At 68.8% G+C, this 25,999-nt stretch carries 25 protein-coding genes and 1 pseudogene; 10 read left to right on the forward strand and 16 right to left on the reverse strand.

The window, feature by feature from the left end:
* Window positions 1–122 precede the first annotated feature (122 nt).
* Window positions 123–914: a glycosyltransferase family 2 protein gene (locus tag OG876_RS12845; protein WP_328525056.1), complete on the forward strand. Its 792-nt coding sequence runs from the start codon at window positions 123–125 to the stop codon at window positions 912–914.
* On the forward strand, window positions 911–2,482 hold the full coding sequence (locus tag OG876_RS12850; protein ID WP_328525057.1) for a DUF2029 domain-containing protein: 1,572 nt from the start codon (window positions 911–913) through the stop codon (window positions 2,480–2,482). The genes OG876_RS12845 and OG876_RS12850 overlap by 4 nt, the downstream gene beginning before the upstream one ends.
* Window positions 2,483–2,488: 6 nt before the next feature.
* On the opposite strand, the gene larC is transcribed toward OG876_RS12850, so the two are convergent.
* Together larC and larB are read right to left on the reverse strand one after the other, a co-directional pair.
* The gene (larC, locus tag OG876_RS12855) at window positions 2,489–3,760 is read right to left on the reverse strand and encodes a nickel pincer cofactor biosynthesis protein LarC (protein WP_328525058.1); all 1,272 of its coding nucleotides are present in this window, start codon (window positions 3,758–3,760) and stop codon (window positions 2,489–2,491) included.
* Window positions 3,757–4,476: a nickel pincer cofactor biosynthesis protein LarB gene (gene larB / locus OG876_RS12860; RefSeq protein ID WP_328525059.1), complete on the reverse strand. Its 720-nt coding sequence runs from the start codon at window positions 4,474–4,476 to the stop codon at window positions 3,757–3,759. Before larB ends, larC begins: the two co-directional genes overlap by 4 nt.
* A gap of 111 nt (window positions 4,477–4,587) precedes the next feature.
* Here larB and OG876_RS12865 point away from each other — a divergent pair, with 111 nt between their 5' ends.
* Window positions 4,588–5,070, forward strand: a complete 483-nt coding sequence (locus tag OG876_RS12865) for a DUF4446 family protein (protein ID WP_328525060.1) — start codon at window positions 4,588–4,590, stop codon at window positions 5,068–5,070.
* Here OG876_RS12865 and OG876_RS12870 read toward each other — a convergent pair.
* On the reverse strand, window positions 5,067–6,659 hold the full coding sequence (locus tag OG876_RS12870) for a diacylglycerol kinase family protein (protein WP_328525061.1): 1,593 nt from the start codon (window positions 6,657–6,659) through the stop codon (window positions 5,067–5,069). The two genes, OG876_RS12865 and OG876_RS12870, sit on opposite strands and share 4 nt — an antisense overlap.
* 94 nt (window positions 6,660–6,753) lie before the next feature.
* Here OG876_RS12870 and serS point away from each other — a divergent pair, with 94 nt between their 5' ends.
* Window positions 6,754–8,028, forward strand: coding sequence for a serine--tRNA ligase (gene serS, locus OG876_RS12875; RefSeq protein WP_328525062.1), 1,275 nt, complete (start codon window positions 6,754–6,756; stop codon window positions 8,026–8,028).
* 115 nt (window positions 8,029–8,143) lie between these two features.
* The gene (locus OG876_RS12880) at window positions 8,144–8,938 is read left to right on the forward strand and encodes an HAD family hydrolase (RefSeq protein WP_328525063.1); all 795 of its coding nucleotides are present in this window, start codon (window positions 8,144–8,146) and stop codon (window positions 8,936–8,938) included.
* A 143-nt stretch (window positions 8,939–9,081) separates the two neighbouring features.
* Here OG876_RS12880 and OG876_RS12885 read toward each other — a convergent pair whose 3' ends face one another.
* The gene (locus OG876_RS12885; protein ID WP_328525064.1) at window positions 9,082–9,639 is read right to left on the reverse strand and encodes a WhiB family transcriptional regulator; all 558 of its coding nucleotides are present in this window, start codon (window positions 9,637–9,639) and stop codon (window positions 9,082–9,084) included.
* Window positions 9,640–10,207: 568 nt separating this feature from the next.
* On the opposite strand from OG876_RS12885, the gene OG876_RS12890 reads away from it, so the two are divergent.
* Window positions 10,208–11,011 (forward strand): HAD-IIB family hydrolase, encoded by an 804-nt coding sequence (locus OG876_RS12890; protein ID WP_328525065.1) that lies wholly within the window; start codon window positions 10,208–10,210, stop codon window positions 11,009–11,011.
* 29 nt (window positions 11,012–11,040) lie between these two features.
* Here the strand turns inward: OG876_RS12890 and OG876_RS12895 are convergent, their stop codons facing one another.
* Both OG876_RS12895 and OG876_RS12900 read right to left on the reverse strand, forming a co-directional pair.
* Window positions 11,041–11,652: a bacterial proteasome activator family protein gene (locus tag OG876_RS12895; protein WP_328525066.1), complete on the reverse strand. Its 612-nt coding sequence runs from the start codon at window positions 11,650–11,652 to the stop codon at window positions 11,041–11,043.
* Between the two features lie 48 nt (window positions 11,653–11,700).
* Window positions 11,701–12,231, reverse strand: a complete 531-nt coding sequence (locus OG876_RS12900; protein WP_328525067.1) for a CGNR zinc finger domain-containing protein — start codon at window positions 12,229–12,231, stop codon at window positions 11,701–11,703.
* A gap of 26 nt (window positions 12,232–12,257) precedes the next feature.
* On the opposite strand from OG876_RS12900, the gene OG876_RS12905 reads away from it, so the two are divergent.
* Complete coding sequence (locus OG876_RS12905; protein WP_328525068.1) at window positions 12,258–12,422, forward strand: hypothetical protein; 165 nt, start codon at window positions 12,258–12,260, stop codon at window positions 12,420–12,422.
* Here OG876_RS12905 and OG876_RS12910 read toward each other — a convergent pair.
* Genes OG876_RS12910 through OG876_RS12925 form a run of 4 tightly spaced genes read right to left on the reverse strand, consistent with a single transcriptional unit; the run spans window position 12,419 to window position 16,971 of the window.
* The gene (locus OG876_RS12910) at window positions 12,419–15,061 is read right to left on the reverse strand and encodes an FtsX-like permease family protein (protein ID WP_328525069.1); all 2,643 of its coding nucleotides are present in this window, start codon (window positions 15,059–15,061) and stop codon (window positions 12,419–12,421) included. The two genes, OG876_RS12905 and OG876_RS12910, sit on opposite strands and share 4 nt — an antisense overlap.
* Window positions 15,061–15,777, reverse strand: a complete 717-nt coding sequence (locus tag OG876_RS12915) for an ABC transporter ATP-binding protein (protein ID WP_442914174.1) — start codon at window positions 15,775–15,777, stop codon at window positions 15,061–15,063. Before OG876_RS12915 ends, OG876_RS12910 begins: the two co-directional genes overlap by 1 nt.
* Before the next feature lie 2 nt (window positions 15,778–15,779).
* On the reverse strand, window positions 15,780–16,352 hold the full coding sequence (locus OG876_RS12920) for a helix-turn-helix transcriptional regulator (protein ID WP_328525071.1): 573 nt from the start codon (window positions 16,350–16,352) through the stop codon (window positions 15,780–15,782).
* A 46-nt stretch (window positions 16,353–16,398) separates the two neighbouring features.
* Window positions 16,399–16,971 (reverse strand): TetR/AcrR family transcriptional regulator, encoded by a 573-nt coding sequence (locus OG876_RS12925; RefSeq protein WP_328525072.1) that lies wholly within the window; start codon window positions 16,969–16,971, stop codon window positions 16,399–16,401.
* A gap of 72 nt (window positions 16,972–17,043) precedes the next feature.
* Between OG876_RS12925 and OG876_RS12930 the strand changes: the two genes are divergently transcribed.
* Entirely contained in the window at window positions 17,044–17,460 is a 417-nt protein-coding gene (locus OG876_RS12930) for a VOC family protein (protein WP_328525073.1), read from the forward strand.
* Between the two features lie 152 nt (window positions 17,461–17,612).
* On the opposite strand, the gene OG876_RS12935 is transcribed toward OG876_RS12930, so the two are convergent.
* The 4 genes from OG876_RS12935 to mobA form a co-directional block, all read right to left on the reverse strand.
* Window positions 17,613–19,178, reverse strand: coding sequence for an IS1182 family transposase (locus OG876_RS12935; protein ID WP_328522656.1), 1,566 nt, complete (start codon window positions 19,176–19,178; stop codon window positions 17,613–17,615).
* Window positions 19,179–19,241: 63 nt separating this feature from the next.
* On the reverse strand, window positions 19,242–20,219 hold the full coding sequence (locus tag OG876_RS12940; protein WP_328525074.1) for an NAD(P)H-quinone oxidoreductase: 978 nt from the start codon (window positions 20,217–20,219) through the stop codon (window positions 19,242–19,244).
* A 16-nt stretch (window positions 20,220–20,235) separates the two neighbouring features.
* Complete coding sequence (locus OG876_RS12945; protein ID WP_328525075.1) at window positions 20,236–21,126, reverse strand: phosphotransferase family protein; 891 nt, start codon at window positions 21,124–21,126, stop codon at window positions 20,236–20,238.
* Between the two features lie 32 nt (window positions 21,127–21,158).
* The gene (gene mobA, locus OG876_RS12950; protein ID WP_328525076.1) at window positions 21,159–21,698 is read right to left on the reverse strand and encodes a molybdenum cofactor guanylyltransferase; all 540 of its coding nucleotides are present in this window, start codon (window positions 21,696–21,698) and stop codon (window positions 21,159–21,161) included.
* A 170-nt stretch (window positions 21,699–21,868) separates the two neighbouring features.
* Between mobA and OG876_RS12955 the strand changes: the two genes are divergently transcribed.
* Both OG876_RS12955 and cobC read left to right on the forward strand, forming a co-directional pair.
* Window positions 21,869–22,660, forward strand: a complete 792-nt coding sequence (locus OG876_RS12955) for a carbon-nitrogen hydrolase family protein (protein WP_328525077.1) — start codon at window positions 21,869–21,871, stop codon at window positions 22,658–22,660.
* Between the two features lie 57 nt (window positions 22,661–22,717).
* Window positions 22,718–23,746: an Rv2231c family pyridoxal phosphate-dependent protein CobC gene (gene cobC, locus OG876_RS12960; RefSeq protein ID WP_328525078.1), complete on the forward strand. Its 1,029-nt coding sequence runs from the start codon at window positions 22,718–22,720 to the stop codon at window positions 23,744–23,746.
* A gap of 42 nt (window positions 23,747–23,788) precedes the next feature.
* On the opposite strand, the gene OG876_RS12965 is transcribed toward cobC, so the two are convergent.
* Window positions 23,789–24,385 carry a gamma carbonic anhydrase family protein gene (locus tag OG876_RS12965; RefSeq protein ID WP_328525079.1) on the reverse strand — a complete coding sequence of 199 codons (597 nt, stop codon included), beginning with the start codon at window positions 24,383–24,385 and terminating at the stop codon, window positions 23,789–23,791.
* Window positions 24,386–25,006: 621 nt separating this feature from the next.
* Window positions 25,007–25,945: pseudogene (locus OG876_RS12970) on the reverse strand (integrase core domain-containing protein); the annotation flags it as partial.
* Window positions 25,946–25,999 lie beyond the last annotated feature (54 nt).

The following is a 25,999-nucleotide window of genomic DNA, read 5'->3' on the forward strand; positions in this document are numbered from 1 at the left end:
ATGCCGCGATCGGCACCCACCCCCCGGCGGTTTTCCACAGGGTCGTTCGAAAGAACGAGATATCCACAGCGCGTGGGCGCTGACGAGGTCGATCGGCTGCGGAGGAACTAGGCTGACGTGCTGTGTCCGGTCATGATCTGCCTTCCGAGCCTTATCAGCGTGCCGTCGCCTGTGTGATCCCGGCGAAGGACGAGGTGGCGCGGATCGCGGCGACCGTGGACGCGGTGCACAAGATCATCGGGGTCGACCTGGTCGTGGTCGTGGACGACGGCTCGGCCGACGGTACGGCGCAAGCCGCCGAGCGGGCCGGAGCAGTCGTCGTCCGGCACGAGCGGAACCGGGGGAAGGCAGCGGCGATGGAGACCGGAGCGGCAGCGGTCGCGGAGCGCGACGGTGCCCGGCCACGGCATCTGCTGTTCCTCGACGCCGACCTGACCGACTCCGCGACCGCAGCGGCGCCGCTGATCGAGCCGGTCCAGACCGGCCAGGCTGACATGACCATCGGCACGCTGCCGGCGCAGTTGCGCGCCGATGGGTCCAAGGCCGGCGGCCACGGGTTCGTCGTCAAGCTGGCCCGGGCCGGCATCGAGGAAGCGACCGGTTGGGCTCCGGAGCAGCCGCTGTCGGGGCAGCGCTGCCTGACTCGGGCCGCGTTCGACTCCGCCGTACCGCTGGCCGCCGGGTTCGGGGTCGAGACCGCGCTGAGCATCGATCTCGGCCGCAAGGGTTTCCGCATTCTCGAGGTTCCGATCGAGGTCCGGCACCGAGCCACCGGGACGGATCTGCGCGGGCAGCTCCACCGCGCGAAGCAATACCTGCACGTCCGTCGTGCCCTCGCCGCGCGCAGCGCCCTGCCCGCGGACGGCGGCGGCCCGTCGCTGCGCAGCCTGTTCCCGCGGAAGACAGTGCAATGAGCACTGGCGACACGCCTGACACCACCACTGCCGATCCGCAGTTGGCGAACCGCTACGGCCGTCGCGCCGTCGCGCTCTACCTGGCCTGTACCGCGCTCATCGTCGCGGCCGGCCTGCTCGGTCCGTCGGTGGTCGTGCTGACCCTGACCAACCGGCACGCCTGGCTGCCGTCGTACTGGTTCAACTCGAAGCCGAACGACTGGCTCGTCACGGTGATGATCTACGTCGCCATCCTGCTCGGCGGGTACGGCGTCTTCGTCGCCACCAAGGCCCTGAAACATGGCTGGTCCCCGCGGGTCGACCGATTGGTTGCCCTAGGCATCGGTACGACGGCGGCCATCACCCTGGTCCCGCCGATGGCCTCCGGCGACGTCCTGATCTATGCCGCGTACGGGCGGATCATGTCGCTCGGCGGCAACCCGTACACGACCGCACCGGCGGACACGATCCGGCTCGGCTACGACCCCGTGATCGCGGCGACCGAGCGGCCCTGGCAGGGCGCAAAGAGTGTGTACGGCCCGATCGCGACCTGGATCCAGTGGATCGCGTCACTGATCGGCGGCGACTCGATGCAGCTGACCGTGTGGATGCTGCAGTTGTCCGTCGCGATCAGCCTGGTCGTCACCGGACTGCTGCTGCTCAAGCTGGTCGGCCCCAACCTGCCGAACCGCCGCCGCGTGATCATGCTCGGCCTGGCGAACCCGCTGATCCTCTGGACGGTCCTGGCCGGCGCGCACAACGACGCGATCGCGGTGATGTTCGCAGTGATCGCGCTGGTGCTGTTCCGGCGGCACGTGTTCTGGGCGGGCATCATGCTCGGGGTGGCCGGCTGCACGAAGCTGTCCATCGGGCTGGTCGGGGTCGCGATGCTCTGGTCGCTGCGGGCGGATCGGCGGAAGGCTCTGATCTTCTGTGGCGGCGGTGCGCTCGCGATGGGTGGTCTGTACGCGATCGTCGGGCTGCAGGCGTTCCAGCAGGCGCGGTCGCAGACGTCGTTCATCTCGACCGGCACACCACACAAGGTCCTGCTGAGCTTCTTCACCCTGTTCCTGCCGAACGGGCTGGTGCGGACGGTCCTGGCGATCCTCGCGTGGGTCGGCCTGATCGTGGTCGCGATCCTGCTGACGCAGGTGTTCCCGAAGTCGCTGGTGCCGCAGACGCATCCGGACGACCCGACGCCGGCCGCGATCCGCTACACCGCGATCTACGCGATCGCGTGGATCCTCACCGCGATGTACTCACTGCCCTGGTACGACCTGATCGCCTGGGTCGCGCTGGCCGCGGTCGCCGCGTCCAAGGTGGACGGGCTGATGGTGATCCGGACGACGATGCTCGCGATCGCCTATGTCCCCGGCCGGGATCCGAACGCGCGCCAGGTGGCCGCGAGCCTGTCCGACTCCCTCGAGTGGTTCAGCGCACGGCTGCGCGACACGATCTGCCCGGCCGTCGAGCTGGCAGTCCTGATCGGCCTGATCGTCTGGGCGCGCCGCGGCGGAGCACAGTGGTGGCCGTACGACTGGCCCCGCCGCAAACAGAAAGCCCTCCAGGAGAAGGCCGAAGCCCACTAGCCGGCGTCAGCTCCAGAGGTCGTGACCGGCGGCGATCGCCTTCGCCAGAACGGTTTTGACGGGCTTCTTCAGGACCGCCGCGGCCGCGGCCACGTCGTCGTACTCGGGCTGGACGTTGACCACCTGGCCGCCGTACCGGGCGATCTTGACGTGGATGCGCTGGCCGTCGACGTCGACGCTGGCGAACTCGCGATCCGCGGCGTGCTTGCGGATGCTGAACTCCCGCAGGCCGATCGCCGACGTCTCGGCCAGGATCACCGAGCGGACCACCTCGGCATTCGCGCTGCCGACGAGGACCGACAGCGTGTGGGCCGGCCGTCCCTTCTTCATCAGGATCGGTGTCAGCCACGCGTCGGCCGCGCCAGCCTCCATCAGCCGGGCCAGGACCTGCGGCCAGATCCGCGGGTCGAGGTCGTCGACGTTGGTCTCGTAGACGAGTTCGGTGGCCGGATGCTCGACCGACTCGCCCACCACCACGCGGACGACGTTCGGTACCTCGACCGGATCGCGGCCGCCCGCGCCGACGCCGGTCCGCTCGATCCGCATCGACGGCAGCTGGCCGAACTCGTTCGCCATCGAGGCCAGCAGGGCCGCGCCGGTCGGCGTAGTCATCTCGTACGGCGCAGCGCCGCCGACGACCGGTGCTTCGGCCTCGGACAGCAGGGCCAGGACCGCGGGGCCGGGTACCGGGATCCCGCCGTGCTGACCGCGAACCTGGCCACCGCCGCCGAGCGAGATGGTGGAGACGACGATCCGGTCGAGATCGAGCGAGATCGACGCAGCCGCGACGCCGACGATGTCCGCGATCGCGTCGAGCGCGCCGACCTCGTGGAAATGCACCTCGTCAGGCGCGACGCCGTGCGCGGCACCCTCGGCCCGCGCCAGCCGGGCGAAGGTGTCCAGGGCGCGCGCCCGAACGGCGTCGCTCAATGCGGCCTGCTCGAGCAGTCGCCGGACGTCAGCCCACGGCCGAGTCACCTGGTGTCCGTGCCCGGCCTCGTGCCCATGCCCGTGTCCAGCCTCATCTCCATGACCGTGACCATGGCCGTGGCCGGCGTCCGGGATGTTCTCCGGGTGGGGGGTGCCATTGACCTGAACCGTCGCCTTGGTCGCGGCGATCTGGTGCCGCGCCGTCGGGGCGACGGTCACTGACAGGGACGCGTCGACGGCGGCCACCGCGACATTGACCACCGCGAGATCCGCACCCGCGTCCAGGAACGCCCCGAGCAGCATGTCGCCAGAGGCACCCGCCGAACAGTCGATCCAGGCGATTCTCACTCGGTCTCCTTGGACTCGCGAGGTGCGGAACGGCGGGCGACGCGAGCGGCGAAGACCCCGGCGCCGAAGCCGTTGTCGATGTTCACCACTGTCACACCGGGCGCACACGAGTTGAGCATCCCGAGCAGAGCCGCCAGCCCACCGAACGAGGCGCCGTACCCGACTGAGGTCGGTACTGCGACCAACGGTACGCCGACGAGTCCGCCGACCACGCTGGGCAGCGCACCCTCCATGCCCGCGACGACGATCAGGCAGTCCGCGGCGTCGAGACGCTCGCGCACCCCCATGATCCGGTGCAGCCCCGCGACACCCACGTCGGTCACCAGATCGACCTCCGCGCCGAAGACCCGAGCCGTCGTCGCCGCCTCGGCTGCCACCGGGGCGTCCGACGTACCGGCCGACACCACGGCGACAGTCCCGCGCAGGACGGGCGGCTCGCCGAGGACCGCCGTACGACCGACCGGATCGATCACGGCGGCTGGCAGAGTGGCGGCCACCGCCTCCTGGGCCTCGACCGTCAGCCTCGTGGCCAGTACGGCGTGATCGGGATGCGTGGCGTGCAGAGTCCGCAACAGTTCGACGACCTGGGAGGGTGTCTTACCGGCGCCGTAGACCACCTCGGCGTCGCCGGTCCGCTCCAGCCGATCGGTGTCGAGCCTGGCGTATCCCAAGTCGTGGACGCCCGGCTGGGGACCTTGGTCTGGCAAATGAGTCACGCCGAGAATCTACGTGGCCTGCGCGGACAACACCTCTTCCGGTCCAGATGCACACGCTGCGCAACCGTCTGAATACTCAGGCATACGATCCGATGCCTTAGGCTGCAGTGCGTGTCTTCGACGTTAGCCGGTGCATTCGGGATCGCCGCCCTGTTCGTGGCGGTGCTCGCCCTGGTGTTCGCCATCCAGGCCCTGCGAGCTCAATCCGGTGCGACCAAGCCGGCCAAGTTCGATTCGGCCCCGGCGCCCGAGCCGGAGCCGCAGCAGCCGGAGTCCAAGCCGGGGACGGTCCGGTCCGAGCTCCGCAGGCTGGGCAAGGAGATCGAGGTCACCCGCGGCGAACTGCGCGAGACCCTGAAGCATCTGGCGGTGGTCCGGTACGACGCGTTCGGCGACACCGGCGGGAAGCTGTCGTGGTCGATGGCGCTGCTGGACGACCAGGGCGACGGGGTCGTCCTGACGTCGATCAACGGCCGGGCGGATGCGCGCACCTACGCCAAGGAGGTCAGGGCGTTCGCGAGCGAGGCCAAGCTGTCGCCCGAGGAAGAAGAGGCGATCGAGAACCTGCGCAAGGAATCCGAGCAGACCGACTAACGACGCTTGGGCACTCGGGCGGTCAGCGCGCCCGGCTCGATCTCGGCGGACAGGAATCGCCCGGGCCCGATCGGGTCCCCGTCCAGCTGGCGCTGTACGTCGACCGCCGCGGTGATCTCCACTCTCCGCCCGGTGAACCGCTCCAGATACATGTCTGTCCGGTTCGTCCGCGTCATCAGCCGCCAGACGACGATCGGCCACTGCGTCACCCGGCGTGGGGCGATCACCACGACGTCGAGCAGCCCGTCGTCCGGCCGCGCGTCCGGGAGCAGTGGGATGTTCGCCTGCAGCATGCCGACGTTCCCGATCACGACCGTCCGCACCCGCCGCTCGATCGGCTCCGCGTCGTCGATCGTCAGCTTCACCCGCACCGACGGGTGGTTGATGTTCTTCGCCGCCGACACCAGGTACGCGGTCCAGCCGATCTGCTTCTTCAGGTGCGGAGGCGCATCGGAGATGATCGCCGCGTCCAGCCCGAGCCCGGCCATCACCGCGAACCGGTCGGTGTCCAGTTCGTCGCCGCGCACACTGACCAGGTCGATCCTGCGGTCACGGCCGTCCAGGATGCGCTCCAACGCGTCGTCCAGGTCGAGCGGGATGTGCAGGTTCCGAGCCAGCAGATTTCCGGTGCCTGCCGGGATCACCCCGACCGGGATCCCGGTGTAGGCCAGCGCCGCGCAGACCACGCGGACCGTACCGTCGCCGCCGGCGATCAGCACCAGATCCGACTCGTTCTCGATCGCGCGCTTGGCCATCGCGTTCCCGGCGTCGTCCTCGCGCGTCTCCAGCCACAGCGGGTCGTCGTACCCGCGGACCGACAGCGCCCGGCTCACCTTCCGCCGGAACGCTACGCCGTCGCCGACCTTGATCGGGTTCACGATGACGGCCGCCCGGGGCGGGATCGTCGTACCGGTGCCGTCCGAGGGCGTACGACGCCGCCGGCGCCGCAACCCCGGCCGGAGACCGAATCCGATCGATGTGGCGGTCAGGATCGCCAGGCCGAGCGCCCATCCGCCGAGCACGTCCGACACGTAGTGCGCGTTCAGAGCGATCTGGTCGGCGGACGCGATCCACACCACCGCGATCGCCGGCAGCATCACCAGCAGGCGGAACCGGCGCCGCCAGCCCCGGACCGACGGCAGCACGACGCCCAGCGCACCGGCCATCACGAACGCGGCCGTCGCGTGGCCCGAGACGTACGACCAGCCGTCGCTCTCGACCAGCATCTGGGCCGGCCGGGGCCGCTCGAAGATGTACTCGACCAACTGAACCAGGACGAGCTCCGCAACGGCGGACACCAGCAGCCAGAAGGCCAGCACGCGGGCCCGGCGGCGCCACAGGTACGCCGCGACCACCACGATCACCGCCCGTGAGGTCCAGGGCAGGACCACCGCGCCGACGACCTGCCAGAAGTCGATCACGGTCTCGTGGCCGGCGCCGTACGCGGCGGCCCGGGCGGCGACGGACTGGTCCCAGCGCTGCAGCGGAGGCCAGTCCTTGAAGACGAGCAGCGTGATCACGGTGAACGGGAGCGCACCCAGGACGACCGTCAGCGCACGGCCTAGCGAACTGGGTGGATGGTGGTTCATGGCCCGCTCTGATCCCCCTCGATGATCGCGTGCTGCCACCACATCATCCCGAATAGGCTTCGCCGGTTCTGACACGCCCCGATACCCTCAGGGTGTGATTGACGCGAAACTGCTCCGTGAGAACCCAGATATCGTGCGTGCGGCCTTGACCAAGCGCGGCGAAAGTACGGACTTGGTCGACCAGATCCTGGTGGCCGACAGTGAGCGTCGATCGTCCATCTCCGCGTTCGAGGCGCTCCGGGCCGAGCAGAAGACACTCGGCAAGCAGGTCGCCCAGGCCAAGGGCGACGAGCGGACCGCGCTGCTGGAGCGGACCAAGGCGCTGGCCGCCGAGGTGAAGGCCAACGAAGCCGCCGCGAACGAGGCAGGGAACCGCTTCGACGACCTCTCCCGCGCCCTGCCGAACCTGGTGTCGGACCAGGCCCCGGTCGGCGGCGAGGACGACTTCGTCCTGGTCGAGGAGGTCGGCAAGCCGCGCGACTTCGCCGCCGAGGGCTTCGAGCCCCGCGACCACCTCGAGCTGGGCGAACTGCTCGGCGCGATCGACATGGAACGCGGCGCGAAGATCTCCGGCTCGCGGTTCTACTTCCTCAAGGGCGCCGGCATGCTGCTCCAGCTCGGCATGCTGCAGCTGGCGATCCAGCAGGCGGTCGAGTACGGCTTCACCCCGATGATCACGCCGACACTGGTCAAGCCCGAGGTGATGGGCGGCACCGGCTACCTGTCGGCGCACGACGACGTCTACCGGCTCGAGGACCCCGAGCTGTACCTGACCGGTACGTCGGAGGTCGCCCTGGCCGGATACCACATGGACGAGATCCTCGACCTGTCCGGCGGCCCGATCCGGTACGCCGGCTGGTCGTCCTGCTACCGCAAGGAAGCCGGGTCGCACGGCAAGGACACCCGCGGGATCATCCGTGTCCACCAGTTCGACAAGGTCGAGATGTTCTCCTACTGCAGCCTGGACGAGGCGGACGCCGAACACCAGCGGCTGCTCGGCTGGGAGAAGGAGATGCTCGACAAGATGGAGCTGTGCTACCGGGTGATCGACACCGCGACCGCTGACCTCGGCGTCTCGGCGTACCGGAAGTTCGACTGCGAGGCGTGGGTGCCGACGCAGGGCCGCTACCGCGAGCTCACCTCGACGTCGAACTGCACGGACTTCCAGGCGCGCCGGCTGAACATCCGGCACCGCGACGCCGACGGCAAGACGCAGCCGGTCGCGACGCTGAACGGCACGCTGGCCACCACCCGCTGGATCGTCGCCATCCTGGAGACCCACCAGCTGGCCGACGGCTCGGTCCGCGTGCCGACCGCGCTCCGCCCGTACCTAGGCGGCCGCGAGATTCTCGAACCGGTTGCCAAATGACGGTGCTGATGCCACGCCTCCGGCGCGGCGGGTCATTGGGCTGTAACTCCCGGCCTTCCCTCGTCGCTCCGGTCGCTTCGCTCCCTGCGCTCCTCAGTCCAGGCCGGGAGGCCCAATGACCGGGGGCCCGCGGCCGACGGCCGTTGCCCTGGACATCGATGGCACGCTGATCGACCACGACGAAGGGCTGTCGCCCGCGGTCGTCGATGCCGTACGGCGGACGGCCGCCCAGGTGCCGGTGATCCTGGCGACCGGCCGGGCCTGGTCGACCACCAAGCCGGTGGCCGAGCGGTTCGGCCTGCCGGCCGGCGGATTCGTTGTCTGTAGCAACGGTGCGCGCACGCTGCGATTCCCGGACGGGAAGGTCGTCGACGAGCGGACCTTCGATCCGACGACCGTGATCGCCTCGGTCCGCAAGTACGCGCCGAACGCCCGGATGGCGGTCGAGGAGTACGACGGCAGCTACCTGGTCACCGCGCCCTTCCCGGAGGGCGATCTCGGCGCCGGAGCCAGGATCCGCGTGGTCGGCGACGACGAGCTCGCACCGGAGCCCGTGACCCGGTTGATCATCCGGGACCCGGAGCAGTCCGAAGCGGACTTCGTCCACCTGGCGGAACGCCTTGGTCTGCACGGTGTGAGCTACTTCGTCGGCTGGACGGCGTGGCTGGACATCGCACCCGAGGGGGTCGACAAGTCGACCGGGCTGAAGGTGGCGCTGGCGCAGTACGACCTCGATCCGTCCGGCCTGGTCGCGATCGGCGACGGACGCAACGACATCGAGATGCTGACGTACGCCGGTCGCGGTATCTCGATGGGGTCCGCGCCGGACGAGGTCAAGGCCGCGGCCGACGAGGTGACCAAGTCGGTGCAGGACGACGGCGTCGCCGCCGTACTCAACCGCTGGTTCTGACCAAATTCTTGACAGTTGTCAAGTGCAACCGAAAACCTGACAGGTGCCCAGAGCAACCGAAAGGCCCGGAACCCCTGTTCACACAGGGATTCCGGGCCTTCGCTGTCAGTGTCCGATAGTCCGCTGGCGGGCCGAGTATCGGATCAGGCGACGCGGCTGCTGCCGGTCCGGCGTGGCTGGCACTGCTGGTGGTCGATGACCGTGTCGAACGCGTCGAGCACGGCGCTGACCTTCGGCCGCGGCCGTGGCGTCTTGGCGGCCGGACTCTGCCCGCGGCGGGCGCGGCGCAGGTGACGCTTCACCGTCGACAGCGAGCAACCCAGCCGCATGGCCAGGGACTCCAGGCTGTCGTTCGGGTACTGCGTCCGCAGCCGCAGCACCTCTTCGTGGCTGACCGGCCGACGGGTGCCACGGGCGCCGGCGAGCTGGTCGAAGTCGTCGGCCTGGACCTCGACGTCGAGCAGGTTGCGGATCGAACGCCGTTGTGCGGCAGTGGTTCCGGCGACGAACCCGCTCACGTCGTGCTCAGCAACGGCGCTGTACAAGCAGTCGGTGAACAACGGGCAGGAGGCACACAAGGCCTTTGCCTCGCGGACGAGCTGTTCGTACCGCTCCCGGGTGCGACGGGTGGCGGACGCGGGCGGCGGCTCTTCCATCAGGCGGTGCTGGAAAATCTCCGGTCGGGCGATGCAGCCGGTCATCGCCCCTTCCCTGATGGAAGCCGTGTCGACAGCCGCTCGGGAGCTGCTGCCCCCCGGCCCCGCTAGATTGGCGCTGTTGACGATCATCAAGGCTCCCCAAGTATCAGGACCCGAGTGAACGAACGGTGAACGACGTTCGGCCATACGAATCCACTAGCTGATGGATCGGCGAACTTTGTTGCCGACCCACCGTGTCGTCCCGGGCGCGGGACGCACCGATCCATAACTGTTGACGCCGCTGCTGCGGATTTGGTTGCAGCCAATTCCGCATCAGTTCTTCGACGTTTCTGTGTGCTTCCGGTGGTGGGGCTGCATCAGTCGCGCTGATCCAGAACAGGCTTACGACGCGGCCGAATCGCCCCCGGTTCCCCGCCAGACCTCCGCATGAAATCATGTGCCCCCCGCGCTGCGCAGGGGAACTTGCTGCCTTTGCAGCATCCTGCCGTAACGGTCTGATGACGTTGTCAAAAGCTCAATCAGAAAGATCAGAAACGTCTGAAACCGGTGTCCGATGGCTTGCGCCGGAGGTGGTCGGAGGAGTAATGAACCCGCTGGATACGGTAGCTGTGTGACCGCCGCCGAACTCCCCCGCCTGATCGCCACCGACCTCGACGGAACGCTTGTCCGCAGTGATGGAACCATCTCGGCGCGGACCCGCGCGGCGGTGCTCGACGCGCAGCACGCGGGGAGTGTTTTCGTGATGGTCACCGCGAGGCCACCTCGCTGGTTGCACGACCTGTCCGACCTGGTCGGCGATCACGGTGTCGCAATAGTTGCCAACGGCGCCATTCTGTACGACGTCGTGCGCCGCAAGGCGATCCGGACCCGGTTGATCGAGCCGGGCGTCGCGCTCGACGTCGCGCGGGCGATCCGGTCGGAGATTCCCGACGTACAGTTCGCCATCGAGCGATCGAACCGCTACGGACAGGAACCGGACTACCTCAATCGCTGGCCGAAGCCCGAAGACACATTGGTCGCTGCTGTCGAGGTGCTGCTGTCCGAGCCGGCCGCGAAGCTGCTGGTCCACCATCCGAGCTGGCACTCCGACGAACTGCTCGCCCGGATCGGTCCGGTGGTGGGCGATCGGGTGACCGCGAGTCACAGCGGTGGTCACGGGTTGGTGGAGATCTCCGCCACCGGTGTCTCGAAGGCCGCGATGCTGGCCGATTTCGCTGCCGAACAAGGGATCCCGGCCGCTGCGACGATCGCCTTCGGCGACTCGATCAACGATCTGCCGATGCTCGCCTGGGCCGGTACGTCGTACGGCGTGGCCAACGCGCATCCCGACGTACTGGCCGTCGTCGACGTGGTGTGCCCGGCAAACGACGAGGACGGCGTCGCTGCCGTCCTCGAAGAGTTGTTCCGGTCTTGAGTTCTTCTTTCAGCCTTTGAAATAAGGCGTTACAGATACATCCCGCCGCTGCCCGGGCCGTCGGTGGTGCCGGCCTGCGGCGCACCGGGAAAGCCGGGGCCGTCTTCGGGCGGCAGCTGCTGGCCGCCGGGCAGTGCGCGTCGCATCTGCTCCAGCTGCTGGCGAGCCGCCATCTGCTGGGCGAACAGCGCCGTCTGGATGCCGTGGAACAAACCTTCCAGCCAGCCGACCAGCTGCGCCTGCGCGATCCGGAGCTCGGCGTCGGTCGGCGTGCTGTCGTCGGTGAAGTCGAGGCTGAGTCGCTCCAGCTCTTCGACCAGCTCCGGAGCCAGGCCGGACTCGAGCTCCTTGATGGACGCCTCGTGGATCGCCTTCAGCCGCTGCCGCGATGCCTCGTCGAGAGGGGCGGACTTCACCTCCTCGAGCAGGTTGCGGATCATGTTCGCGACCCGCATCACCTTGGCCGGCTGCTCGACCAGTTCGGTCACCGACCGCGGTTCGTCGTGCTCGTCATCGTCACGGTTGGAGCGCGGCGGCCCCTCGACAGCCATTCCGTCCGGCCCGACGATCAGCACCTTGCCGTCCTCGGTCCGCGCCCCGGTCATCGGAACTCCCTGGCCCTCGCTGCTGCTCTCGGTCATCTGCCCATCCTAGGCCGGTCGACTGAACCTACGACCCGTCCGGTGGCCCTAGGATGCGCGGGCGCGATGCCGTCGTACAGCGTCCCGGTTGGCGCAGGCGGGGCTGCAATAGCGCTGACGGCCGGTCCGCGAAAGGTCGGCGTACACCTTGCCGCAGCCGTCCGCGGCGCAGCGGCCGAGCCGGCTGATGCCACGGCCCGCGAGGTGGAGCGCCGTACCCGTGCTGATCAGTGTCGCGACGAGGCGGCCGACGGGGACCTTGTCGGGCCGGTAGTGCACGTGCCAGCCGTCGCCTGCATGGTTGGTCAGGCGCGGATGCTCGGTGTACTTGGCCAGCATCGCGTTGATCAGATCGACGCGGGTCTGCTCGTCCTTCGCGTCCACGACCGCGAGCCATTCGTCGAGTGCGACGCGAACGGCCGCCAGGTCCGCGGCGGTGACGCGTCGCTCGCGGACCAGGCGGCTCTCGACCCCGCTTTCCTCGCAGCGCTCGGCCAGTTCCTCGGGGGTGGTCGCCGGCCGGGTGGCCAGGTTGACCGCGAGCAGGACCGCGTCGGCGCCGTAAGGGTTGAGATGCATAATGGCATTACATCACGATGGATCCCATGACAGCCAACCTCGACGTCCATCGGCACCGCTGGAGTGCGGTGTCCTCCCATCAGGTCAGTGAAGGCCTGGTCGTGTACCAGCGGTGTGCCTGTGGTCGATGGAGAGTCACCAGCACACCGCCGTACGCCGTCTCCTACCCCGGCATCGCCCGCACGACCTAGTCGATCCGGCTCACCATCGGCAGGCGCGATCGCGTCATCAGCCAGGCCAGCAGCCCGGCGAACAGCGGTACGGCGATCACGATGCCTGCGATCTCGGCCCACGGCACCATGAAATGCGGTGATCCGAAGGCCGCGTGGGCTGTGTAACCGTAGAGCGCGCCGACGCCGACGCCCAGCACACAACCGAGCTGCCCGAGCACCCACGCCTGCGCCGCCGCCAGGGACCGCCGCCGGCGCGGTTGCGCACCGATCGCCGCGAGAGTCGCGAGATCCGCCCGGCCCTCGGCGGCCGACAACGACACCGAGATCGCCACGCCGAGCAGCGTCACCACCGTCGCCGCCGTGAGAATCCCGATCAGGAACAGCCGCGCCGGGCTCTGGTAGCCCTGCTCCACTTTCAGTACGTCGTCCGAGCCGAGCACCCTCGCGACCGCGGCCAGTTCCGCATCGGTCGGCTTGCGGGTCAGCTCGAACTGCACCTCGGACACATCGAGCGTCCCGAGCTTGCGAGCCGCGTCCGGGCTGATCAGTGCGCTGGTGCGGAGGAACTCGATGTTCGTCGGCATGCCCGGGGAGGCGGCTGCGACGGCTCGGCCGGCGTTGCCGGTCTCTGTGGGCACCTGGTTGTGCAGCGTGATCGTCTGGCCGGCCGCGAGCTTGGTGCCCGGAATGACGACCTTGCCGGCGCGCAATGCCTCCGCGGCCTTGGCGCCGTACTCGCCGAAGCGTGCGACGAAGACGGGATCGACCGCCAGCAAGCTGTACCCCGTCAGGCCCTCGGTGCCCTCGGGCGCGCTGGCATAGAGCGTGGGCAGGTAGCCGTACTGATCGACCTTTGCGTTCGGCAACGAAATGTAACCCAGCTGGTACGTGTGCCGGACCGGCAGTTGCGCGGCGACGGAATCCACCAGAGTGCGCGAGTACGTGAGCGAACCCGGGCCGGAGTCGAATCGCAGCACCGCGTCACCGTGCCGTGCGATCGGCGTGTAGTCCTTCGCGGACGCCGCGATCGCGTTCGACGCCGCGAAGGCGACCGCCGCGGTCCCGGCCACGGCCATCATGATCGCGGCCGTCGCGGGCCCCGTGCGGTGCCGATGCCGGGCAGCGTCACGGACGGCCATCCGGGCACTCAACGGCAGCATCCGCGCCAGGCCGGCGAACTTCCCGACCAGACTCGGCAGCATCCAGACCAGTCCGGCGATCGTCGCGGTGATCCCGAGCAGCACCAGGGCGATCGGTCCGGTCGGTGTCACCGTCGCGTGGCCGGTGGGCTGGAACTGCGCCGCCGACCGCTGCGCGGCCTTCAGCGCCGCAGCGATCAGGCCGCTGCCGATGAACACACAAACCACACCGGCCGCCACCAGGATCACCGCCGCGACCCGGATCCGGGTCTGCATCGCCGTCGTCGCGAATCGTCCGGCCAACGCAGCCATCGGCGCCTGCCGGCCGGCGCTGATCGCAGGTACGGCGGCCGCCGCCAGCCCGGCGAGCAGGCCGAGTGCCGCGATCAGTACGACGGCCGACCACGGGACCTGCCAGGCGACGAACACCGACGACGTCATCCGCTCCCACAGTGGCTTGCCCGCCAACACCAGCGCGGACGCGAGGGTGAGTCCGCCGATCACCCCGACCAGACCGGCGAACACCCCCTGCATCAAGACGATCCGCCGGACGTCCCGCGGCGTACCCCCGGCCGCCATCACGAGACCGAGCTCCCGGGTCTGCCGCCGGGCTCGTACGGCGAACGCCGTACCGGCGAGCAGGATGATCTCGAGGATGCCGAAACCGATCACGAGCGCCATCGCGGCGTACGGGCCGATGTCCCGGCTGGGCATGCCGTACGGGTCCGGCGGCGGGTGGACGATATTTGCTCGCGGCAACAGAACGAGGCCGTCTCCGAGCAGCGTCGTCGAGAGCAGGTGCGGATCGGCCGAAGCGGGCAGCTTGACCAGGTAGCTCACGGTGCTGCCGGCGTCGGCGGTGTACAGCGGGGTGTCCGGCGGGGCGAAGATGGTCCGCGTACCCGGGCCCGAGATCGAGCGGGCGATGCCGACGACGGTGTAGCTCGTGCCGTCCGCGCTGACCACGGTGCCCGATGCCGCACCGAGTCCGAGGCGATCGGCCAGCGACGGTGAGACGGCGATCTCGTTCTTCGCCGCGGGAAGGCGGCCTTCGTCGAGTTTCACGGTGCCCTTGGTGAGCGGGCTGGTGCCGTCGCCGGTGACCAGGCTGACCGAGGTGTTCGCTCCGCGACCCCGGATCTCCACCGCGCCGGCGTCGACGAACTGGCGGGCGAAGGTGGTCCCGGCCGGCAACAACGGCGCCGGGTCGAAGGTCGACGGCGTCCGGACCGGCTGCTCGGCGCCCTGCGCGGGTGGTGGCTCGTTCATCTGCAGTGACGGCTCACCCGGCGGGTGCTGGAGTTTCCCGAACTGCGTGACGTCGAGCCGGCCGTCGGCCTGGCCGACGGTGATCCTGGCGAGCGTGTCACCTGCCGGGCTGGAGGTCTTGAAGACCACGCCCATCCAGGTCGCCGCGAGTACCGGCAGGCCGATCAGCGCCGCGACCAGACACGTCCGGCCGAGTGACTTCCTCGTCGTCCGGCGAGCGATCCGCAGCGGCGGGCCCCAGTCGCCCATCAGCGGCTCTCCTGCAGCAGCGCGTCGGCCTCGGGCAGCGGGCCGGACTGACCTACCAGCACACCATCGCGCAGGTAGACCACGCGGTCGGCCCAGGCTGCGTGCCGGGCGTCGTGGGTGACGAGCACGCCGGCGATGCCGTGCTGGTCGCAGCGGTCGCGGAGCAACTGGAGGACGGCTTCGCCGGTGTCGGAGTCGAGAGCCCCGGTCGGTTCGTCGGCGAGGAGCAGTCGGCGCTCGCCGACGATCGCGCGGGCGATCGCGACTCGTTGCCGTTGGCCACCGGACATGCCGTCAGGGAAGCGATCGGCGATGTCATCGATACCCACCTCCTGCAGGGCTGCTTCGGCGTACGTGCGGGCGGTCCGGGTCCGGACGCCGTCGAGCTCCAGCGGGAGTGCGACATTCTCGGCCGCGGTGAGCGCGGGGATCAGGTTGAAGTCCTGGAAGACGTAGCCGATCCGCCGACGGCGCAGGGCGGCGACCGCGTTGCGGCTCAGCGTGGCAAGGTCGTTGTCATCGACAAGTACTTCGCCTCCGGTGGGCCGGTCGAGGCCGCCGGCGCAGGTGAGGAGGGTGGACTTGCCGGATCCGGACGGACCCATCACGGCGACGAGTTCACCGGCTTCGACGGCGAGGTCGACGCCGCGGAGGGCGTGGACGGCTTGCTCGCCGTGTCCGTGGGTCCTGGTGAGGCTGCGGATATCGAGAATCACGCTCATTGCCGGGCCTCCTGTTCGTCCGGTACGTCGTACGTCTGCGGTGTGCCGGCCGGGCGGCGGCGCTGGCGTAAGAGCATGGCCTCACAGTGGTCGAGCCAGCGGATCTCGGCTTCGGCAGCGAAGATCATCGACTCGACCACGAGTTGCCACGAGATCTCGCCGTCGCGGCTGCCGCGCTTCAGCCGCGTCAGCTCCTGCAGCGATTGCATGGTCGACATCCGCTGGCGTTGCACGACCGCACTGACGTCCACTCCGGGAACGGCGAGGGCGAGCGCGAGCTTGATCGCCAGCTCGTCCCGCGGCCTCGACTCCCGGGTGACCGGTGTGTCGAACCACTTGGCCAGCTCGGCCCGACCGGCGTCGGTGATCTCGTACATCGACCGCCCGTCGCCCTCGGTCGACGCGGCGTGCACCAGTTCGTCACGCTCGAGACGGGTGAGCGTCGTGTAGACCTGCCCGATGTTCAGCGGCCAGGTGGCTCCGGTCGCGGCCTCGAACTCGCCCCGCAACTGGTAGCCGTACTTCGGCCCTTCGCGCAGCAACGCCAGCAACCCATGCTTGATCGACATGGATACTGAGTATGCATACCGAGTATGCGGCGGTCAAGGGACCGGTCTAGTCCTCGCGCACCAGACGCCGGACCAGTTGGGTGGTGATCGCGTCGACGTCGTACGGGCGGCCGGACCCCGGGGTCAGCTGGTCGAGGACGAGCCCGTCGACGGCGAAGCGGAGCAGGCGGACCTCTTCGGCGCCGCCCGGGAGGCCGGCGTTGACGTGGAATGCGACGTCGGCGTCGAAGCCCTGCCGGAGCGTGCGGGACAGGATCTCGTGCAGGCCGGGGCGGCGCGCGGCCTCGAGGCGGAGCTCGAACAGGGCGAGGGAGAGTTCGGGCCGGCCGAGGAGGCGTTCGACGATGTAGCGCACGTAGTCCACGACCAGGTCGATGGTCGGCTTGCGGTGCGAGAGTGGCTCGAGGACGGCTTCGTCCGGCGCGAGCCGCTCGAAGATGCGCTCACCGAGTGCGCCGAGCAGTGCGTCGCGCGTACGGAAGTAGTTGGACGCCGTGCCGGCGGGGAGTCCGGCCGCGGCGTCGACGGCTCGGTGGGTCAGGCCGCGCGCGCCGGCCTCCGCGAGGACGGCGAGCCCGGCGTCGGCGAGTTGAGTACGGCGTTCTGCGTTCCGGGGCACGTTGACACGCTAGCAGACTTCCACTACAACTGTCGTATACAACAACGACAGCTGTAGTAGTCAGGAGAACGTATGCATCCCGCCGCCTTCGGCGCGACCGTGGTCACCGACCGGACCGCGGAGGTCGCCGCCTTCTACCAGCAGCACCTCGACCTGCAGATCACCCTCGACCTCGGCTGGTTCATCACCCTGCGCCGGGGCGAGGCGGACTGGGAGCTCGCGATCTGCGAGCGCGGACATGCGACGGTCCCGGCCGCCGTGTCCGCTGCCACCGAGAGCACGAGCGTCTTCGGCTTCATCGTCGATGACGTGGACAAGATCGCCGCCACGCTCAGCGAGGCCGGCGTTCGGCTGGAGACCGAGCCGGTGACCGAGGTCTTCGGCCAGCGGCACTTCTTCGTCCGCGACCCCGAAGGCACCTGGCTCGACGTCATTCAACTGGTCGAGCCCGACCCGGAGTGGCTGGCGGCCAACCTGCCGACCAGCTAGGAGCCCGCTGAATTAGGGCGCTTTGGGTTCGGTGTCGACGGGTGGGGTCTGGGCCGGGGCGTGTCGGTTCCCGGATCTGGGTGTGTGGCCGGCTGGTCGGGTTGTGTGCCGGGAGTGCTGGGGGTCGTGGCGTGGGGGGCCTGCGTGGCGTGTCAGTCAGTGGTGAGGGTCCAGGTGCCGGCGGTGCGGGTCAGTCCTCGGCCGATGAGGTTACGCAAGTTGAGGGCGGCGGTGCGGTGTTTGAGCCAGGCGTTGTTCTTGGTGGTGCCGTGGTAGCGGAGTTTGACGCGGCGCCCGCGTTGGCTGGCGATCTGGGAGATGACCCGTTCCACGTTGGGTCGGAAGGTGCGGTAGTCGCGGCGCAGGTCGGGTCTGCCGGACCAGTCACGGCGGGCTTGGCGCAGCAGCGCGTCGCGGTCGTGCAGGTGGAGGATGCGGCCGTCCTTGGCTGTGGTGCAGCGGGTCCGTAGCGGGCAGTCGCGACACAGCACGCCGAAGGCCACGGCGCGTGTCTTGGTGATCGCCCGGGTGTGCCCGGCCGGGCAACTGGCCTGCCCGGCTGCCTCGTCCACGGTGAAATCGTCGATGGTGAACCCGCCGTCGATCGCGGTTTTCACCGGGCCGGGTTTGATCACCGCTGCATGCCCGGCGTCCTCGATCGCGCCGCGCAGATCCCCGGTGCCGTAGGCAGTATCGCCATACCACTCGCGGATCTCGGTCTCGGCGTCGAGGAACCTGCCAGCCACGGCGGCGTCGCTGTTGTCGGCCCCGGCAGCCGCGGTGAGCGACTCGTCGGTGATGATCGCGGTCTGCGGCTCGGCCGCCACATGCGCGCGGAACCCGTCGCGGGTGTTGCGGGGCGACTTGCGGGTATGGCGGGCCTCGGGGTCCACCGTGGAGATCACCCGCTCCGGCGCGACTCGCCGCGCGATCCGCCACCTGCCGTCGGTGCCGTCGCTGCCGTCTGCCGGCTCGACGTCTTGGCCGGCGATCAACGCCAGCAACGCCACCACCTGTTCGGCGCGCTCATCAAGTTTCTGCCCCGACAGGGCCGAGATCAGCGCGTTCGCGTCGTTGACCAGCGCCGACACCAGCCCATCCCGCGCGGCCGGATCGTCCCAGTCGATCACCGGCTTGCCCGGCTGGGAGTAGTCGTGGCCTGTGCACACCGCCGCGATCAGCTCGGCCGCACCGGGCACCTGCCGCCCGACCCGGCGGATCACCGAGACCAGCTGAGTGATCGTGTCCTGCGTGGCCACCGCATCGTCCAGGATGGTGGAATCCACCGCCCGCCTCGACCGGCCCCGCACCACCCCCGTCGCCTCCACGACCGCACGGACCGCGTCGTTGATCCGATGCGGCCGCCGCGACCTCGCCAACCGGCGGCGCCAATACACCAGCGTCGAGGCATCGAAACCCCTGTGATCCAACGCCATCCCGGTCGCGACCTTCCACCGTAGATCACACCGCGCAGCCTCCGCGGTCTCCCGGTCGGAGTAATCGTGCAACGTCTGCAACACCAGAATCGACGCCATCACCGACGCCGGGATCGAGGGCCGCCCCCGGCCCGACGGAAACAAGTCATCGAACTCGCTGTCGGCGAACAGATCCCGCCGATGCTCGGCCAAGAACGCGAACATGCTGCCATCAGGAACCAGATGACCCACCAGCGCCCGCGCGTCCAGCAACTCCCGATCAGACCGCTCCACACCCTGCACCAGACAATCCTCCCGAACAGCTCACCAACCGCCGGGACGACACTCCGATTATTCAGCGGTCTCCTAGAGCGTCAGCAGGATCTTGCCCAGGTGATTGGACTGTTCGAGGTCCTGGTGGGCGCGGGCGACCTCGGCCAGCGGGTAGGTGGCGTGGACGATCGGGCGGACCTTCTTCTCGGCGATCAGCGGCCAGACGTGGCCGACGACCTCGGCGAGGATGCGTCCCTTCTCCGCCACCGAACGGACGCGGAGACCGGTCCCGGTGATCGAGCCGCGGCGGCTCATCAGCCGGCCGAGATCCAGTTCACCCTTCGTGCCGCCCTGCATCCCGATCACGACCAGGCGCCCGTCGTACGCGAGGGTCTTGACGTTGTCGGTCAGGTACTTCGCGCCCACGATGTCTAGGATCACGTCGGCTCCGGCGTTGCCGGTCGCCTCCTGGACGACCGACGCCCACTCGGCTTCCTTGTAGTTGATCGCGACGTCCGCGCCGAGCCGGGTGCAGAACTCCATCTTGTCCTTGCTGCCGACCGTGGTCAGCACCCGTGCGCCGTGCGCGACCCCGAGCTGGATCGCCATCGAGCCGATGCCGGACGAACCGCCGTGCACCAGCAGCGTCTCGCCGGACTTGAGGTGCGCGGTCATGAACACGTTCGACCACACCGTCGCGACCACCTCGGGCAGCGCCGCGGCACTCACCAGGTCGAGCCCGTCGGGCACGGGCATCACCTGCGGCACCGGTACGGCGACCTTCTCGGCGTACCCACCACCCGCGAGCAGCGCGCAGCACTCGTCGCCGACGGACCAGCCCTCGACGTCCGCGCCGACCGCGGAGATCGTGCCGGACACCTCGAGCCCGATCGTCCCCGGCGCACCGGGCGGGGGTGGATAGAACCCCTGCCGCTGCATCAGATCGGCCCGGTTCACACCGGCCGCGACCACGTCGATGACAACTTCGTCCGCGGCCGGCTGCGGATCCTCGATCTCGCCGACCGTCAGGACCTCGACCCCGCCGGCACCCTCACACACGACAGCTCGCATGCTGCACACCGTACCCTCAGCGATTCACCAGCTCAGCGAGCTCGGCGGCGATGCTGTCGAGATGAGTGGTCTCGCCGATGGACTGGAACCAGTCCCATAGTTCGAGTGAGTGGTAGACGCGGTACAGCAGGATCCGTTCCTCCCAGTCCTGCGGCAGCGCGCCGTACCCCTCGATCAGACCGGCGAGCTTGTCGGCGTTGCTGCGGATCGAGTACGACGCCGTCTTGGCCAGGTCGATGAGTGGGTCGGCGGCGATCGCGTTCTCGACGTCGATGAACCCGGTGACGCGCCAGGTCGCCGGATCCACGAGGACGTTGCCCTCGTGGAAGTCGTTGTGACACAGGACTGCGGCGTGGTTCGCGGCGAACAGTCCGCTGTGCTCGTCGACGTACGCGCGGATTGCTTCGTGCAACCCTGGATCCCCTTCTAGCTGCTCGAATTCGTCGAGCTTCTTGGCGAACTGCCTTCGCATGTACTGGTCGTTGTCAGGCAGCGGATCGAGGATCCGGTCGGTGAGATATCCGTACGCCGGCTGCGGGATGCGGTGGACACGGGCGAGCAGTTGGCCGAGTTCGACGTACGTCGCTCGCCAGTCGGGCGGATCGGTCTCGGACAGTGGTATGCCGTCGAGCTTGGTCAGGATGGTGAAGGCGTCGTGGTCACCGGCCGGCTCGGCGTGGACGACCCGTGGGATCGAGCCGTCCAGCTCATCGGCCAGCAGGCCGTAGACGTGGACTTCCTTGGACTGCTTCCAGGCCCACTCGGGTGCGTAGACCTTGACGATCAGGGGGTCGGCGTCGGTTCGTCGTACCTCGAAGACTGTGCTCAGCTGTCCGCCGGTTCGCTGGACGACTTCGGCGACCTCGCTGTCCGGGCAGCCTTCGGCGACGATCGCTGCGATATCCACAGCCTCACGCTAAGAACCGCGTCCAGCGGTTTTCAGTCGTCGAAGTCTGCCCAGGTGTCGACATCGTCGCCGGCCCGGGTCGGGTCGGACCAGGCGAGGTCGAGGCCGGCGAGGGTTCGTCGTACCGACTTGTCACGGGGGTCGCCGACGCGTGTGATCGCTTCGGCCAGCGCGGTCCGGCGGTAGGCGGTCGCGAGTTGCTGCTCGCGGCCGTCTGTGTCGCGCAGGCCGTATCCGTCGTGGTCGCCCAGTCCGATGAGGAGTGCCGTGACGTCTTCCTTTGTCAGCCAGGGAAGGTCGCAGCTCAACAGGACGACGACCGCAGCGGTGCCGTGGCTCAGCCCGGCCGCGATCCCTGCCACCGGACCACCGGACGGTGGATCCTCAGCGGTCCAGTCGACCGGGCGGCAGGTGGTGCGGACCGGGCCGACCACCACCGTCGACACCGCGTCGGCGGTTGCCGTCAGCACCCGATCGAGCAGTGTGACTCCGTCCAGCACCAACATCGCCTTGTCCACGCCACCGAACCGCGTCGACCCGCCCCCAGCAAGCACCACCGCGTCGAACTCCACGACAGCAGTCTCGCCGGGTCAGTCCTTCGGGACCAACTCTTCCCGCCTCTTGCGCATGTGATCGAGCCGTCCCGGTTGACCTGGCTGCGTCCGGGCTGACCGGACCCCCTCGACAGTAGGTCCTCAGGTGGCGCGAGGTTCAAGCCCGGGATCTGCGGCACCATGGAGGGGTGAAGATCGCCGTGGTGCAGACCGCCAGCAGCAACGACAAGGCCGCCAACCGCGACCTGGTGACCCGCGTCGTCGCCGACGCGGCCCAGGGCCGGCCGGATCTCGTCGTCCTCCCGGAAGCGATGATGTCCGACTTCGCGGTCGAAGGCGGCTCGGTCGCCGAGGCCGCGGAGTCCCTGGATGGGGACTTCGTGGACACGCTGCGGAAGTGTGCGCTCGAGCACGGTGTGGCGATCGTGGCAGGCATGTTCGAACGCAGCTGCGACCAGCATCGTCCCTACAACACGCTGCTGGCGGTCGGCGCGGACGGATCGCTGCTCGGCGCCTACCGGAAGATCCACCTGTACGACGCCTTCGGCTACAAGGAATCGGATCAGCTGACGTCGGGTGATGTCGCACCGGTGGTAGTTCGCGTCGGCGGCATGTCCCTGGGCCTGATGACTTGCTACGACCTGCGCTTCCCCGAGCTGTCTCGCGCTCTGGTCGACGCCGGCGCTGAGGTGCTCGTCGTACCGGCGGCCTGGGTCCGTGGCCCGTTGAAGGAGCACCACTGGACCACTCTGCTCACCGCTCGGGCTGTGGAGAACACGTGTTATGTGGCGGCCGCCGCGCAGAACGGGAAGAAGTACTGCGGCCTCAGCCAGGTCATCGATCCACAGGGCATCGCTGTGGTCTCAGTGGGCGAGTCGGATGGGCATGCGGTCGCGGAGGTCTTGGCTGAGCGGCTGGCCGACGTACGCAAGCGGAACCCCTCGCTCCAGAACCGCCGCTACACGGTCACCCCGCGCTGACGCCCGAGGCGCGGACTAGGCCGTATCCGATCGCGGCCGAGCGGTTAGCCTCCAGGGGTGCTGGATGGGTTTGATCTGGAGCATCACGGCGACCTCGAGGTCGGCGACGGGCTGGTCGATCTCGCGGTCAACGTGCGGGCGGGGACACCGCCGGCGTGGTTGGTCGACGAGATCACGAGCAGTCTGAGCGACCTCGCGTCGTACCCGCGGCAGGACGCGGCGGTGGCGGCGGTCGCCATACGGCACGGTGTGACACCGGATCGGGTCCTGCTGACCGCGGGGGCCGCCGAGGCGTTCGTGCTGATCGCGCGGGCGTTCCGACCGCGGCATGCGGTGGTGGTTCATCCACAGTTCACCGAACCCGAGGCGGCGTTGCGATCCGCCGGGCATCTGGTCGACCGGGTGATCCTGCGGCCGGAGGACGGGTTCGTGCTCGATCCACGCGCCGTGCCGGCCGACGCCGATCTCGTTGTCATCGGCAATCCGACCAACCCGACGTCCGTGCTCCACCGGGCGGACGACCTGCGCGAACTCGCGCGGCCCGACCGGATCCTCGTCGTCGACGAGGCGTTCATCGACGCCGTACCGGGTGAACCCGAGTCGCTCGCCGGCGCGTCGATCCCAGGCCTCGTGGTGATCCGCAGCCTGACCAAGACCTGGGGACTGGCGGGGCTGCGCATCGGGTACGTCCTCGCGGCGCCCGGGCTCATCGAGCAACTGGCCGCCGTTCAGCCGCACTGGCCGGTGTCCACACCTGCACTTTCGGCGGCGATTGCCTGCAGCAACGAGCGCGCTTTGTCCGAGGCAATCACTGCGGCGTTGGACATCGAGCGGCAACGTGTCCATCTGCTTGACAATCTCGGTTCAGTGACTGGGCTGTCGACGTACGGCGTGGCGCGGGGACCGTTCGTACTCGTGCATGTCGACGGGGGCGTCGTACTGCGGGAATCCCTGCGGGACAAGGGGTTTGCGGTCCGGCGGGGCGATACATTTCCCGGGCTCGGGCCGGATTGGCTGCGGATCGCTGTACGGCCGCTCGACGTCACCGATGCGTTTGTGAAGGTACTGCGCGACCTGACGGATTGAGTGATTTCTGCACCGAGTCGGACAAGCCTCCTGCCGGCGAGGTTATGGGTCGATGAGGTGGTCGGATTTGTGGGTGCCGTAGTGGGTGGATTGGCGGGACATGATGTCGCGCATGGGGGTGCCGCGGGGGACGCCGTAGACGGTGCCGGGGAAGTCCATGTCGCGTTGGACTTGCCAGAGCTCCTCGTGCCGGTCGGGTGAGAAGAGCTGGGCTGGGTTGCCGGCAGCGATCCATCCGATCGGGAGGACCGTGCCTGGTTCCAGGCGCGAGTTCACGTGCAGCACGCTGTTGATCCGGAGCTCCGCGCCCGCGCCGGCGACAGAACCAGGGAACAACGCGACGCCCGTGGCGATGAAGACTTCGTCCTCGACCGTGGCGCCGTTGACGTGTGCATGGGGACCTACCAGGACCGCGTCGCCGAGCAGGGCGGGATGGTCTGCCCGGCCGCGTACCAAGGCGTTCTCCATCACCACACTGTTCTCACCGAGACGGACCTCGCCGTTCTCCGCCGTCAGCACCGCACCATGCAGAACTCTGCTGCCCTCGGCCAGCACGACGGCTCCACAGAGCACGGCCGATGGGGCGACGTAAGCGGATTCGGGCACGACCGGTCGCCGGCCGCGGTGTTCGAGCAGCATCAGCTGTCCTTCCGTTGAGCATCACCTCATCTTCCTCAGCTGTACCCCGGTTGGTGAGCGGATTCTCCACTGCCCGGGTCCTCACAACCCGTCCGGCGGCGTCCGGCGGCCGTCCACATCGGAGGTGGGAGGCTCGGTCGACCGGACGATCCGGGGTGGAGAACCGCGAACGCTGCAAACATTAGAACAGATGTTCGATCGGGTGCAACGCATCCTGACGAGTCAGATGTGATGTCTCAGGACATCGGTGACAGTTCTGCATCAGGACATCGGTGACATTCGATGTGTCAGGACATCGGTGACGATTCAGGGGTCTTGGCGTGGGCCGCGGGGGCGGCCGTTGCCGACGTAAGTCACTCCGGGCGCGGGCCTGGTGTGCTCGATGAGGATCTCGCCTTCCAGGTCGGCGACGGTGATCTTGTCGCCGGCGGTGATGACGAGGACCTGCTGGAAGCCTCGTCGCCCGTCGACCATGTACTGGACCTTGTTCAGCATGAAGACACCGTTGCAGGTCAGCTTCTTGACGACGGTGCCGTCGGGCGGGTCTGTGGGCACTGGTGCCGAGGCAGGTCGGGGCCGGCTGGCGGGACGGCGGATCAGGTCACGAGTGGGGCGAGGTGCCTCGGCCTTCGTGGTGGCCTCCCAGGCGGTCAGGGGTGTGACGCGGCCGGGCAGGCCTTGGTGGGGGCGCTGGGTGTTGTAGATGTGGTCGAAGGCGTCGACCTGGGCCTGCAGGTCAGCCAGCGTGTCGGCGATCGGCTGCTTGTCCAGGTAGCGGAAGAGCGTCTGGTGGAAGCGTTCGTTCTTGCCCTGGGTGGTCGGCTTGTACGGCTTGCCGGTGATCGGCTCCACGCCCAACGCCATCAGGTGCACGACGAACTGACCCAGGAGTCCGCGGCGCGACGGGTTGAGCGCGAGCCCGTTGTCGGACAGCAGCCGCTGGGGCACACCGTGGGCGGCCACGGCCTTGTCGAAGACGGCGACCGCCGCATCTGATGTCTCGCCCCACGCGACGTGCGAGGCCACCGCATAGCGGGAGTGGTCGTCGATGAGCTGGAAGATCACACACTTACGCCCGCCACTGAGCACGTACTCGGTGCCGTCGAGCTGCCAGCAGGCGTTCGGCGCTGGATAGACGAACCGGCGCCACGCCGAGCGTGGCTTCTTCCTCGGCTCGAACCGAGCCACACCTGCCTGACGGAAGATCCGGGCCAGTGACGCGACTGAGGGCACCACCTCCAGCCCCATCGCGCGCATCTTGTCGTGCACGCTGATCGGCCCGTGGTCCAGCCCGGAGGCCTCCAACGCAGCCCGCACCCGTACCGCTTGCTCTTTGACCTCCTCGGTCAACTTCGCCGGGCTCAACCTCGGGCGCCTGGACCTGGGCTCGAGCACGGCCGCCGGGCCGTCGGCCTTGGCGCGCTTGCGCAGCTCGTAGAAGGACTTGCGCGAGATGCCGTGCTCGGCGCAGAAGGTCGAGACCGCGCCGCGCGGAGCATCCTCGGGCCACTGCGAGATCGCGAGGCGAACACGGGGATCGATGGGTTCATTGGCTGACACCGCCCGAGCCTCGCGGCCGAAGTGTCACCACCAAGCCCACCAGAAGAGTCACCG

It is taken from the genome of Kribbella sp. NBC_00359 (genome assembly GCF_036097425.1).
Lineage (GTDB): Bacteria > Actinomycetota > Actinomycetes > Propionibacteriales > Kribbellaceae > Kribbella.